The sequence below is a fragment of the Oribacterium sp. oral taxon 102 genome (assembly GCF_013394775.1).
Taxonomy (GTDB): Bacteria; Bacillota; Clostridia; order Lachnospirales; family Lachnospiraceae; genus Oribacterium.
Genome location: NZ_JABXYT010000001.1, coordinates 1,848,902 through 1,862,357, shown reverse-complemented (window position 1 = coordinate 1,862,357; position 13,456 = coordinate 1,848,902). Strand labels below are relative to the sequence as shown.

At 56.8% G+C, this 13,456-nt stretch carries 10 protein-coding genes; 4 read left to right on the top strand and 6 right to left on the bottom strand.

Annotation, left to right across the window (positions count from 1 at the left end; all coding sequences use genetic code 11):
* Nucleotides 1–12 precede the first annotated feature (12 nt).
* From HW273_RS08390 to HW273_RS08380, 3 genes are all read left to right on the top strand, one after another.
* A complete protein-coding gene (locus HW273_RS08390; protein WP_179011444.1) occupies nt 13–1,731 on the top strand; it encodes an ABC transporter ATP-binding protein/permease in 1,719 nt (572 codons plus the stop codon).
* The gene (locus HW273_RS08385) at nt 1,728–3,467 is read left to right on the top strand and encodes an amino acid ABC transporter ATP-binding/permease protein (RefSeq protein WP_179011442.1); all 1,740 of its coding nucleotides are present in this window, start codon (nt 1,728–1,730) and stop codon (nt 3,465–3,467) included. Before HW273_RS08390 ends, HW273_RS08385 begins: the two co-directional genes overlap by 4 nt.
* A gap of 105 nt (nt 3,468–3,572) precedes the next feature.
* Entirely contained in the window at nt 3,573–4,280 is a 708-nt protein-coding gene (locus HW273_RS08380) for a methyl-accepting chemotaxis protein (RefSeq protein ID WP_179011440.1), read from the top strand.
* Between the two features lie 152 nt (nt 4,281–4,432).
* Here HW273_RS08380 and HW273_RS08375 read toward each other — a convergent pair whose 3' ends face one another.
* The 6 genes from HW273_RS08375 to flgB all read right to left on the bottom strand — a co-directional run bounded on the left by HW273_RS08375 (nt 4,433) and on the right by flgB (nt 10,397).
* A complete protein-coding gene (locus HW273_RS08375; protein ID WP_243206771.1) occupies nt 4,433–5,464 on the bottom strand; it encodes a C39 family peptidase in 1,032 nt (343 codons plus the stop codon).
* Between the two features lie 71 nt (nt 5,465–5,535).
* Nucleotides 5,536–6,156 carry a CheB methylesterase domain-containing protein gene (locus HW273_RS08370; protein WP_179011436.1) on the bottom strand — a complete coding sequence of 207 codons (621 nt, stop codon included), beginning with the start codon at nt 6,154–6,156 and terminating at the stop codon, nt 5,536–5,538.
* Nucleotides 6,157–6,265: 109 nt separating this feature from the next.
* Nucleotides 6,266–7,087: a CheR family methyltransferase gene (locus HW273_RS08365; RefSeq protein WP_179011434.1), complete on the bottom strand. Its 822-nt coding sequence runs from the start codon at nt 7,085–7,087 to the stop codon at nt 6,266–6,268.
* Between the two features lies 1 nt (nt 7,088).
* Entirely contained in the window at nt 7,089–7,577 is a 489-nt protein-coding gene (locus HW273_RS08360) for a chemotaxis protein CheW (RefSeq protein ID WP_179011432.1), read from the bottom strand.
* A gap of 22 nt (nt 7,578–7,599) precedes the next feature.
* The gene (locus HW273_RS08355) at nt 7,600–9,708 is read right to left on the bottom strand and encodes a chemotaxis protein CheA (RefSeq protein WP_179011430.1); all 2,109 of its coding nucleotides are present in this window, start codon (nt 9,706–9,708) and stop codon (nt 7,600–7,602) included.
* Between the two features lie 308 nt (nt 9,709–10,016).
* Nucleotides 10,017–10,397, bottom strand: a complete 381-nt coding sequence (gene flgB / locus HW273_RS08350) for a flagellar basal body rod protein FlgB (protein ID WP_179011428.1) — start codon at nt 10,395–10,397, stop codon at nt 10,017–10,019.
* 306 nt (nt 10,398–10,703) lie between these two features.
* Here flgB and HW273_RS08345 point away from each other — a divergent pair, with 306 nt between their 5' ends.
* Complete coding sequence (locus HW273_RS08345; RefSeq protein WP_179011426.1) at nt 10,704–13,355, top strand: methyl-accepting chemotaxis protein; 2,652 nt, start codon at nt 10,704–10,706, stop codon at nt 13,353–13,355.
* The last annotated feature ends 101 nt before the right edge of the window (nt 13,356–13,456 follow it).

Genomic DNA, 13,456 nt, shown 5'->3' with positions numbered 1-13,456 from the left:
ACGGAGGAAACGATGATTAAGCTAAGGCTGATCCGCATGGCGCCGGGCTCCATGAAGCATGTAGGGAAGAAAGTTCTTTTTCAGTGGATATCCCTTGCGGCGGGCATTCTCTTCCTGTGGAATCTCACTTCCTTTCTGTGTATGCTGCGGGAGCAAAGGGCGGGGAAGAGGGAGCTTGTGTTATTTCTCCTGCTTTCGCTGGGAGCAGGCTGCCTGCGGCACTGCTGTGCGGAAGGGGCTGCCCGGGAGGGCTTCCTTGCTTCTCGGGAAATCAAGAATCTGCTCCGTGACCGTATTTACAGGAAGCTTCTCGAGATCGGCGAACGCGCCGGCGGGGAGACGAGCTCTGCAGAGCTTTTGCAGAATGCCATAGACGGCGTAGAGCAGCTGGAGAGCTATTTTTCCGCCTACCTGCCGCAGCTGTTCTACGCCATGCTGTCCGCATTGACCCTGTTTTTCGTGGTTTTCAGGATACAGCCGAGGGTGGCGCTGCTCCTCCTGCTCTGTGTCCCGTTGATTCCGCTCTCTATCATCGCGGTTCAGAAGCTTGCCGGACGAATCGTAAAGGGATACTGGGGGCAGTATCTGCGGCTCTCCGACCGATTCCTGGAGAATCTGCAGGGCTTCACGACGCTGAAGATCTATCAGGCGGATGAGGAACGGCACAGACAGATGAATCTGGAGGCGGAGCGCTTCCGGAAAGCGACGATGAGAATGCTGATGATGCAGCTGAATTCCATTGCGGTCATGGATCTGATCGCCTATGGCGGCGCAGGCATCGGGACAATTCTGGCGGTGCGGAGCTATGCCGCCGGAGAGATTGGCTTCTCCGGCGCGGCGATGATCCTGCTGCTCAGCGCAGAGTTTTTTCTCCCGCTTCGGATGCTGGGCAGCTATTTCCATGTCGCGATGAACGGGATCGCCGCCAGCGAGCGGATTTTCCGGCTGCTGGAGGAGGCGGTGCCTGCGGATTCCGGGCTTCGATGTGAAAGCTTTGATATATCGGCGCGGGGGCTCAGCTTTTCTTATCCGGACGGGAAGGAAGCGGTTCGTGATCTGACATTGGAAATCCCTAAGGGGAGCTTCGCCGCGCTGGTGGGCAGGAGCGGCTGTGGAAAATCCACAGCGGCGGCGCTCCTCGCGGGACATGAGCCGGGGTATCAGGGGACACTCTGCCTCGGCAGGACAGAGCTCCGGACGCTGGATCGGCGTTTCGTCAGAGAGAAAATCACGCTTCTCGGCATGCAAAATTATATCTTCAAGGGAACGATTGGGGAAAATCTGAAAATAGGGAAGCAGGATGCCTCTTCGGAGGAGATGAAGCGGGTATTGAAGCGGGTGCGGCTCCCGGAGTTTGCGGAGCGGCTGGACTGGGTGCTCGCAGAGGGCGGCTCGAACCTCTCCGGAGGGCAGAGACAGCGGATAGCGCTGGCAAGAGCTCTGCTCCATGAATCGGAGATCTATATTTTTGACGAGGCGACCAGCAACGTCGACGTGGAGAGCGAGGAGGCGGTGCTGTCTGTGCTTCACGAGCTTGCGGGAGAAAAAACCGTCCTGCTCATTTCTCACCGTCTCGCCAATGTGGCAGAGGCGGATCGAATCTTCGTCATGGAGGAGGGGCGGCTCATGGAGGAGGGAACACACGAGGCGCTGCTTCGGGCAGGCGGGATATATGCCGGGCTCTGGGAAAAGCAGGCGGAGCTGGAAAGCTACAGGAGGAGCGGACAATGAAGAGGTATTCTGCGGTGCATGTGATGTGCAGGCTGATCGTTTTGGTGAAGCCTCTGCTTCTCTTCATGCTTCTGGCGGTTTTTATGGGAGTGCTGGGACAGCTGGCGGCGCTGCTGATCCCGGTGCTGGGAACCTGTGCGCTGCTTACGCAGCTTCAGCTCATGCGGGCGGAGCTGCGATGGGTTTACGCCGGAATCCTCTTCTGCGCGGTGAGCCGTGGGATTTTCCGTTATGTCGAGCAGGAGACGAATCATTATATCGCGTTTCGGATTCTGGCGATCCTCAGAGATCGGATCTTTCTTGCGCTTCGGAGGCTGGGACCTGCCAGACTGGAGGGGAGGGATAGGGGGGATATCCTGACACTGATTACGAGAGATATTGAGCTTCTGGAGGTCTTCTATGCGCACACCATCTCGCCGGTCTGCATTGCGATAATTCTCAGCCTTGCGCTGACGCTCTTTCAGGCGCAGATCGCGCCGGGCTTCGGTATGCTCGCGGCGCTTGCCTATCTTTCGGTGGGCGTCCTCCTGCCGAGGCTGCTCTCCGCCCGGGCAGAGAGAGAGGGGGATGGCTTCAATGAAAAATTCGCGGAAATCAATTCCTTCTTTCTGGAATCTCTCCGGGGCATCCGGCAGAGTATCCAGTACGGGGACGGGGAACGGCGGCTCAGGCGTTTCCGGGAGCTGCGGTGCTCCATGGGGAAAAATGAGGAGAAGCTGGCGGTACAGGAGGGACGCGGGAGTGCAGTGAACGGAAGCCTGATTTACGGCTTTACGCTGCTGCAGCTCCTGTATGGACTGCATCTTCTGAAGGCGGGAAGGATCGGCTTCGCGGGACTGCTGCTCGGCTTTGTGACGCTGTTTTCCTCCTTTGGTGCGGTGACGGCGGTTTCCCGGCTCGGAACAGGGCTTAGCAGAACTATCGCCTCGGGAAGACGGGTGCTGAAGCTTCTTGAGGAGGAACCGGTGGTCAGGGAGCAGACGGCAGGGGGGTATCCGGATTTTACGGGCGCAGAGCTCAGGGATCTCTGCTTTTCCTATGGAGACGCCCCTGTGCTTCGGCAGGTGGATCTCGACATAAAGCAGGGGGAGATTCTGGGAATCGTTGGAAAATCCGGCTGCGGAAAATCCACGCTGCTGAAGCTCCTGATGCGCTTCTGGGACAGGGACAGCGGAAGGCTGGAGATCTCGGAGACAGATATCAGGGAGATCAATACAGCTTGGCTTCGCGGGATGGAGTCGTATCTTACGCAGGAGACAATGCTGTTTCACGACAGCATTGAAAACAACATTCGCATCGCCAGACCGGAAGCGAGCCGCGAGGAGGTAGAGGCAGCGGCGGAAAAGGCATCGATCCATGCGTTTATCCTCGGATTGCCGGAGGGCTATGCCACCAATGTCGGCGAGCTGGGAAGTCGGCTCTCGGAGGGAGAAAAGCAGCGAATCGGTCTGGCGAGAGCATTTCTGCATGCGTCGCCGCTGCTGCTGCTGGATGAGCCCACCAGCAATATCGACAGTCTGAACGAGGCGGTGATCCTCCGCGCTGTCCGAGAGGAAAGGGAAAGAACGGTGGTTCTGGTGTCGCACAGACCATCTACGATCCGGATTGCCGATGCGATTTGTGAGATGGAGGACGGAAGGCTGGAACGAAGGGAGAGTCCGAGTCCGGAGCCTCCGGACAGCTCACCTGCCGCAACACATAATGTTTTTCGGGAAGAGGGGGACAGACTATTATAATCTGCCGGGAAGCGGTCGATAGAATAATATGGCAGCAGGAGTCTATGTGACTTGCGGGCTCCGAGGAACAGACCGCAGTTTTAAAGAATAGGAAGGGCAGGATATATGGCGCTGAAAATGCAGGATTTGGTGGAGAAAGGGCAGATCGAGGAGCTGGTGCGCGGCTGGGAGCTCGTGACCGGCTTTCAGGCAGTGGTGCTGGGTACGGATGAGAGAGTGGTATATGCCGCGGAGAATGTCAATGCGCAGGCTTTTCTGGAGAATGCCGTGGGCAATAGCTTCGATATCCTTGTAGGTGGGCAGAAGCTCGGCACAGCTGCGGTCGGGAGAAGAGAGCACGGCTGGGAGAGCGAGCTTTTACAGGCGGCGAGGAATGCCGGCGCGGAGGAATACGGCTTCGGAGAGGCGCTGCGGCAGTCGGAGCTTTGCTCTGAGGAGCGCTTTGCGAGGGCGAAGACCTTTCTGTCCGACGCACTGAACGGACTCCTGCAGGGGATCTATACCGCGAAAAACTACCAGAGCGTGGTAGAACGGCTGTCCTCCGGAATCGCGGAGACGCAGGCGCTGGTGAAGGAGATCCGCAAGAGCACCAACGACTTGAAGAGCATACAGAGCCGGCAGAAGATTCTGGCGCTGAATGCCAATATCGAGGCGGCGAGAGCCGGAGAGCATGGCAAGGGCTTCGGCGTGGTTGCGGACGAGGTAGGACGCCTCTCGGACAACAGCAACGCGGTGAATGAGAAGATCAGCTCTGTGGTGAAGCGGATCGCGGAGGTCGCCGGCGGGCTCAGCGTCGAGGGAGCACAGAAGTAATTCCCATGCCGAAAGCCTCGGCACCACCGGTAGTATAGATATGTAGGCGATAGGAAAAAAGCATTCCCATCCGGACGGGGGGGAATGCTTTTTTAACTCCTGTGATGTGGGCGTGCAGTCTCCTCCGATTTGAGCAGTGTTACGTTCGTGGCTCAGGGGCTGAGCGGACGGACAGACCAGAGCGGGCCGCCTGCGTCATAGTTCTTCTTGAGCTCATTCATCAGCTGCCCGAGGGACCATTCCTTCGAGGAATTCTCGAAGCTGTTGGGATCCGCGATCCGAACCGTTCCGTTCGGATTCCGTTTTGTGATGATGATGAAGTGACCTCCATTTGTGAGTGCGCCCCTTCCCATCAGAGCGACGAGGACATGTCCGCTCGAGAGGAGAGAGGAGACATTTTCCACGCTTCGATCCTGCACTGAATCGACCATCAGGTCGAAGGCGGAGAGCACGGCGGGAATATAATCGTGATAGGAGCCGCTGTGCGGGGCGTAGTAGCCGTAGTTTGCGGACCAGTCCGCCATCTCGACGGGAGTAATGACGCCCCTGACATTGCCGAAGGCATTGACGAGCATGGCGGCGGTCGTGGGGCCGCAGCCGTAGGAGGTCATCGGGTCTTTTCCGCCGTAGAGATAGCTCCCCCAGTGGCTGTCATGCTGATTGTAGTACATCATTGTACCGATTGAGGTATCCAGCAGGACATTGTAGTCGTTGTAGGAGAAGGAGGCATATTGGATCTCCGGGAGAGGAGGCAGCGTTTCGGCGGAAGCCTCGCTTCCCACTGTATTCCTCTCTTCTCTGCTGCCTTCGGGGAAGGAGGCATCGGGAGAGGTCTCCGTCGCGGGGGAAGTGACCGCTTCATCCTGCGGACTTGTCTCGTTCTCTGTAATTTCCGTCTCCGGGATGGCTTCGTCGCTTTCTGTCTCCGTGCTTACAGTGTCCTCCTTTGAGGCTGCCTCTGCCGCTTTTCCGCCGCCTTCGCTCCCGTCTGCCGGGATCGGTACTGTGTCGGGAAGAGACAGCACTGCCGGAGCCTCCGGGGAAGCGGCGGAGGTCTGTGCAGCCGCCGCGCGGCTTTCCAGCAGGTTCCGGTATTCAAAATGTCTGTATGCAAGAGCGGAGCTGCACAGCACGAGAGAGCTCAGTGCCGCGGCAGCGCCGAAAAGAAGCGCTTTATCACTCATGGTATCTTTCAAAATCCCCGTGCGGGGCTGATACGGGACTTCCCCTGTGACATACGGGAAGCTTGTCTGTTTCATCGTGCCGCACGATATGGCGCGACATGGTGCAGCAGGATATCCGGGATATCCCGGAGAGCTGCCTGCTGCTGCACCGCGCCGAGTTTGTAAGCCTCCATCGGCATTCCGTAGACCACGGAGGAGGCTTCATCCTGGCCGATCGTGTAGGCGCCGCTCTGCCGCATCCGGAGCAGTCCTGCCGCACCGTCGGCACCCATTCCGGTCAGCAGCACGCCGATGGCGCTTCGTCCTACAGAGGATGCAACGGAGTCGAAGAGCACGTTGACAGAGGGACAGTGACCGCTGACCTTTGCCTCCTTCCGGCAGCTGACGGAGTATTCCCCGCCGATATTCACGACCCGCATCTGGTAATCGCCCGGAGCGATCAGGATCAGCCCTCGATGCAGCCGGTCGCCGTTCTTCGCCTCTCTGACCTCCATCTGACAGAGTCGGTTCAGCCGTTCGGCATACATTTCCGTGAAGCCTGCGGGCATATGCTGGGTCACGACGATGCCCGGCATGTCGGCGGGCAGATTCTGCACTACGGCGAGGATTGCCTCGGTACCTCCCGTGGAAGCGCCGATAGCGATCAGCGGCTCGCCGTGCGGGGGAGAGGGGGAAATCCTGTATTCATGCATATCGCAGCTTCCTCCCTTCTTATTGATGGATGCGAAAAAAGCTTAACTGTTCTTACTCGATAGAATAACACAAATTATCGACTAAGAACAGTTATGAATGGGAAGGAGATTATTCGGCGATCGGCTTCTGGTAGACCGAGGGACGCAGACAGCGGTAGGAGCTGGCTGCCTTGTTGATCCCCTCGGAGTGACCGATCAGCAGATATGCGCCGGGATTGCTCGCCTGATAGAAACGCCGGATCAGCGCGTCCTTTGTCGGCTGATCGAAATAGATCATGACATTCCGGCAGAAGATCAGGTCGAAGGACAGCTTGAAGCGGATCGGCTCCATCAGGTTGAAGGGACGGAAGATCACATTTTTCTTCAGCTCCTCCGAGACGGTGTAGCTTCCGTCCGGCTTCCGTGAGAAGTAGCGTTTTTTCCAGTCCTCAGGGAGCCGCTGGAGGCTCTCGGCAGGATAGCTGGGGTTCATCGCCGCCATCAGGGCGCGCTGTGAGATATCCGTCGCGAGGATCCGGGTGTCCCAGCGCCCGCCGAGCTTCCGGAAATATTCCAGGAGATACATCGAAACCGTGTAGGGCTCTTCACCGGAGGAGCAGCCCGCGCTCCAGATCGAGAGGACATGATCCTTCCTGTGCCGCTGTACGAGCTCCGGGATCACCGTATCCTGAAAAAACTGAAAGTGCTGCTCCTCCCGCATGAAGTAGGTATAGTTCGTGGTGAGCTTATTCAGCATCGGCTCGATCAGCTCCCGCCGCTTGCCGGAAAGGATGTCCTCTACATAATGATGGAAGCTCTCATAGCCCTCTGCCTGAAGCGTTGAATGCAGGCGGCTCGCGATCAATTGCTTTTTTTTGTGCAGATCGATGCCGAAGCGTTCCTGCACATAGCGGTAAAGCCGCTCGAAATCCTCGTTCGTTAATTCCTGCATATCACTCCAATGGGGATTCGACGAGCGCCGCCGCGTCGAAGGACATAGCGACCTCGCCGCTGTCCAGCGTCAGCATTCCGTTGGTCAGCTTCTGGCGGTTCCGGAGCGGGATCGGCTGTACCTCGGAGAGGTCGATATCGATCACCTGTCGTACCTTGTCCACGACGATTCCGAGTGTGATCGAGTGGATGGAAACCACGATAATGCAGGTTTTGCTGGTGTAGTCCGCCGCCTCCTTTCCCATGAGGAGGCGGATGTCGATCACGGGGAGGATGGAGCCTCTCAGATTGATGATGCCCTTGACATAGCCGGGAACCATCGGGAGCGTCGTGATGGAATGCCCGTTGATGATCTCAATGACATAGTCGGTGCTCATATACATAACCAGCCCGCCGGACTCGAAGGTCAGACAGCGCTCGATCGAGCTGCTGTCCTCCTGCGGTCTGTCCTTGGCAAGTGTTTCTGTCTGCTCTATATAATTCTCTGCCATATTTTCCTCCGTAGTCCCCTCGTCAGATGGTTTCGATCGCCTGAGAGTAGAGTCCCAGAACATCGAGGATGATGCAAATGTTTCCGTCGCCCAGTATTGAGCAGCCGTTGATGCCGCAGTCCTTCAGATTGAAGGAATTGAAATATGGCGGGAGCGGCTTCACGACGACCTGCTGCTCGCCGATCAGATCATCCACGAAGAGGCAGTAGGAGCGATCCGCCGCCTCGACCCAGATCAGGACGCCGTCCTGCAGGTCGGTATACTTTCCCTCGATATGATAGAAGTCGTTCAGACGGACGATCGGATAGAAGGAATCCAGCCTCTCTATCATTTCGCTGCCATTTTCGTCCCGGATGATCTCCGCATTATCGACCTTGAAGGACTGGCGGATATTGGCGATCGGAATAGTGAAGATGGTGTCTCCGACGAGAACCTTCATACCGTCCATGATCGCGAGGGTCAGAGGGATCTTCATGGTGAAGGTGCTTCCTGCGCCCTGCTCACTGGAAATGCTGAGAGAGCCGCCGACCGCCTCGAGATTCTTCTTGACGACGTCCATCCCGACACCGCGTCCGGAGAACTCCGTCACCGCCTTATTGGTGGAGAAGCCGGGGAGCATGATGAGCTGGAGCGCCTCTTTCCGGCTGTATTCGGAACGGGGCTTCGTCAGAAGACCCTTATCCTCCGCCTTGTCCAGAAGCTTCTCCGGATCCATGCCGTAGCCGTCGTCGGAAATGGTGATCACGACCTCGCTGCTGGTATGCTCGGCGGAGAGGATCAGCTCGCCCTGCGGATCCTTGCCGGCTGCGACACGCTCCGCGCTGCTCTCCTCGATGCCGTGATCCATGCTGTTCCGCACGATATGCATGATCGGATCCTGAATGCTGTCCACGATGGTCTTGTCGACCTCGGTGTCCTCACCGATGATGGTCAGACGGACATCCTTGCCGAGCTTCTGCTTCATATCGCGGACGATACGGTTCATCTTCTGGAATACGCCGGAGATGGAAACCATCCGGAGGGACATCGTAATATCCTGCAGGTCATCCGTGAGTTTGCGGAGCTGGCGTGCGGACTTCATGAAGTTATCCAGACTCTCCTGCGGGAGCAGCTGGAGGACAGGGCTGGAGGTCACCATGGACTCGGTAATAACGATTTCTCCGACCAGATCGTTCAGGCTGTCCAGCTTCTGAAGGTTCACGCTGATCAGGCTTTGCTTGATCGGAGCCGAGCTCTTCTGGGCGGGCTGTGCCGGTGCGGCTGCCTTCACGGAGGGCGCGGGCTTCTGGGAAGAAGAGGAGCTGTCCTGCGCAGTCTCGGCATTCGTCGCCGGGGACGGCGCATCCTCCCTCTTCACGTCGATCAGCTCATAGGAACGGATGTGTCCCTGATTCTGGATAATCTTCTCCGCATTGTGTGCAGCCTCCTCTGTATCGAAAGCGAGGAAGAAGCCGTTGTCGATGACATATTGTGCGGTATTCGGATTCTTGTCGAGATCTGCCGGATAGCAGCGGAAATCGATACCGCATTCCCGGACGGCGTTGAGGATCATATAGGCGCGCAGATTCTCCATGCCGATCCCCTCCTCGAGGAAGATATGGAAGAATTTCCTCGCCGTCGGATCCTCCGGCAGGGCGGGGCTTGCACCGCTCAGCATATCGGATACGGGCACGGACGCGGGAGAAGCTGCTCCGGCAGACTCTGCTGACAGCTCTTCCTCGCCGTTCAGCCGAGCGAGGAAGGCGTTGATCGTTGCTGCGAAGTCCGCAATGTCCGGGTTCAGAGGCGTGCCGCTCTTTACCTTCTCGATCTCGCCGCGGAGATAGTCCTCGGATTTAAACATAAGATCAAAGAGATCCGCCTTCTGCGCCGGTGTCAGGAAGTCGATGCCCTTGTCCCGTATGACGAAGAACAGATCCTCGATGTGGTGCGCGATGGTGGAGATCGATTCGAATTCCATCATTGCGGAGGAACCCTTGATCGTGTGCATGATCCGGAAGATCTCATTGACATCATCCGTAGAAAAATCCCCGACCTTCTCGTCGGCGATCAGCATTTCGTCCAGCTTGTCCAGCAGGGAATCTGTCTCCAGCAAGTAGGTATCCAGCATACCTTCCATATTACTATCCATGGTTTTACCACCCTTTTTATAAATTTGCATTCTGCTACCGAACGTCTAAAAGCAATATCGGCATAAAGACGGCAAAACATAAGTATATTCCGATAAATACTGCATAAGCCCCCGTCATGCGGGAAAATGCGATATAGGATTGCCTGCAGGGAGCATTTGCCCGCATGACGGGGACAACAGGTACGAGAGATGCAAAGCGGCGAGGTGCCGCGCTTATGCGGCATACAATGCGGAACGGCATTCGGTCGCTTCCTGAAATAAAAAGAGAGACAGCCGGTCATCTGCCTGCTGTCTCCCGGACGGAAGCCTCAAAAGGATTTCGTTGCGGCGAGGAGTCTCTTGAAATCATTGTGAATAGAATTCACCATATACTGGTATTCATATGCGGTCTTGACCAGCTCGACCTGCTCCTGATCCATATCGACATTGTTGCCGTCCAGACGGCTGGATTCGTTGGCGGTCGTGTGAAGCGACGCGTGCTGAGAGTCGATGATCCTGCCGATGCTTCGCTGATCCTGCCGTGATGCGCCGAGTCGGTTGAGCAGCTCGTTTTCGAAGCTCAGAAAGCGGGACTTGAAGCCGGGCGTATCGACATTGGCAATGTTATTTACCGTCAGATTCTGGCGTGTCCAGAGGAGGTCGAGCACCTTTTCTGTGAGATTCACGCCGTTGCCGTAGAGTGCGGACATAGTATTTCCTACCTTATTATTATATACTATAAGGGATGGAGAATCCCTCTTTGCCATAAGCATCGAGAATCTATACTGAGAAGCATAGCATTCCCGCCGGAAAAAGGCAAGCCCTCCCGCGGTGTTCGCATTGCTTCACGGCAGATGGCGGCAGAGCGGCGAAGTTCTTCGGAAGCTGTCATGGCAGATAGGAATATCTGTTCACAGTGGCAGGCGCGAAGCGTTGAATTATTGCTTGAAAAATATACTTATAAAAATGATAAAGAAGCCGATTAGTATAATAGTCTAATGTGGAGGACCATAAGGATGAGACAAAACAGCAGAAGCAGAAAATCTGACAGAGGGATCAGGCAGAGGAAGCCCAGAACGAATCGGAGCTGGAGCCTGAGCACGAAGCTGTCCGGCATTCTCGGCATTGTGACGCTGGCGCTATTCATTGTCCTGAATCTGATGATCGTATTTGTTGCGGGAAGAGCGTTCAGCAGAGAGAAGATCCACGGGCTTTGCAGCATTTCGGATGCGAATGCGGAGAAGCTGGCGCAGACCACGCTGGTGAACGAGAGCATCACGCGGAATCTTGAGAACAGCCTGAAGATCATGTATGGGAAAAAGGACTACAGCGAGATCTTCATCTCGAACCCGTACAGCCTCGTCGACAATACGCATCGGATCACGGATATCCGCTTTCAGGAGGAGCAGCTCATCCTGAATACACTGCGTTCCGCTATAGAGGGCAATGAGAATATCGTCGGTGGCGGTGTTTTCTTCGAGAAAAATGCCTTCCAGTCGAATCTGGAGAATTACGCGCCGTATATCTCGAGGGATGATGCGAAGAACGGAATCGTCCGGAACATCGACTACGCGATTTACGGGGAGGAGGACGGATACTTCAGGAAGGTGCAGGAAACCCGGCAGCCGTTCTATACCGACCCCTATACCGGCAAGCTGAGCGGGCAGACTATCGTCACCGCAGTGTATCCGATCTTCTACTGGGAGCAGTTTGTCGGCGCTGTGATCATCGATCTGGATCCCAGAAGCTTCGGCAGTCTGTCTGCCATGCAGAATGAGAAGTACCGGACTCTTTTCTTCGATGTCATCAGCTCGAGCGGCACCATCGTTTCCTCAACGACGGATAGCGCGGAGCTGAAGCGGATCGAGGATCTTATGTCCGCGAAGAGCAGCAGGGAGGTCAGGGAAGGGATGTCGAAGGGCAGCCAGTTCGAACTGCTGATGGGCGATCACGTTCGCTGTCTGACGCCCGTGCAGATGGGCAGCGAGACATGGTGGATGCAGGCATCGATTGAAGCTGCTGAGTTCAATGCGGACAAGATGCGGCTTTTCTGGACGCTGTCCGCGGCAGAGCTCGTTATCCTTCTGGAGATCCTGCTTCTGACGATGGCAGTGGTGCGGAAGTCGCTTCGCCCGCTCACGATGATTTCCTCCACGGCAGACAGGATGTCGCGCGGTGAGCTGGATGCCGAGCTGGACTATCCGTACCATGATGATATCGGGGATCTGGTGCGGAGCATCAACGCGATGCAGCGCCGGGTACGGGAGATTATCGAAAATCTGGGCGAGAAGCTCGGCAAGCTGTCCGGCGGAAACTTCGCGATCGATCATCCGGGCGATGGGGAGCTCTATATTGGAGCCTACCAGCCTCTGCTCGCCTCACTGAATTCGATTTCAGAGCAGCTGAGCCGGATGATCTCGAATATCCGGGACGCGGCGAAGAAGGTGAACGACGGGGCGGGGCAGGTCAGCTCCGGCGCGCAGGCGCTCTCGCAGGGCGCGATGCAGCAGGCGTCTTCCATAGAGGAGCTTTCGGCATCAATGAACACGATCTCCGGAAAGGTACAGGAAACGGCGAAAACGGCGCAGCAGGCGTCAGCGCTGAGCGCGCAGGCGAGAGACGCGGTGGATATCAGCAACAGCAAGATGGAGGAGCTTTCCAGAGCTATGCAGGATATCACCGAGAAGTCCCATGAGATCGGCAAGATCATCAAGACCATCGATGACATTGCCTTCCAGACCAATATCCTTTCTCTCAATGCGGCAATCGAGGCGGCGAGAGCGGGCGCGGCAGGCAAGGGCTTCGCTGTCGTAGCGGACGAGGTCGGCAACCTCGCGCAGAAGTCGGCAAAGGCGGCGCAGAATACCAGCGACCTGATCGGAGAAGCGCTGGAGGCGATCAGCCGCGGCGCAGAGATTACGGAGAAAACAGCGGAAGCGCTCCGCACGGTATCCGGCGGCGCCATGCATGTCAATGGGCTGATCCGGAATATTTCGGATGCCTCCAATGAAGAGGCGAAGGGAATCGCACAGTTTACGGCAGGACTGGATCAGATCTCCTCCGTCGTGCAGACAAATTCGGCGACCTCGGAGGAGAGTGCGGCAGCGAGCGAGGAAATGGCGAGACAGGCGCGTCAGCTGAATGAGCTCGTGGCGTTCTTTAAGCTCCGAGGAGAGACGAATGCTGCGATTTCGGAGAGTCTTTCGGTGCAGGCTCCGGAACCGCTTCCGGAAACTGCCCTTGTGCCTCCGACAGCGGAGCCTGCCCGAAGCGAGACAGAGCCTGTGTCCTCGGAGAAGTCTGCCGGGATGACAGCTTCGCAGAGTGCGGCGTCAGAGCAGGAGGAGTCGAATTGCGCGAAGAAGGCTACTCCTGCCCCGCGGATGTCCATGCAGTCTCCGAATCCTGCTGAGAGGACAGCTTCGCAGAGTGCAGAGCCAAAGCAGGGGGAACTGAGACACACGGAGAAGGTCAGTCCTGCTCGGCAAGTGCCTGCGCAATCTCCTGAGGAGCCGAGGCATGCGGAGAAGGCAGCAAAGAAATCAGAGCCCCGCGTCAATCCGCCCTCTGTGCCGCATCCGGAGGAGAGGGCGGCGGAGTCTCCCATCAGGAGACCGGAGACGGCGGAGCTGATGAAGGACTTCCATTTTGACGAGTCGAAGTATTAAGCTTTTTGCAGTGAGGCAAAGCGAAAGCCGGAGTATCGATGCTGCTTTGCTGACAAAAGAATATAAGGAATCGCTGATTTCAGGAGGAGAGGGATCTGCCG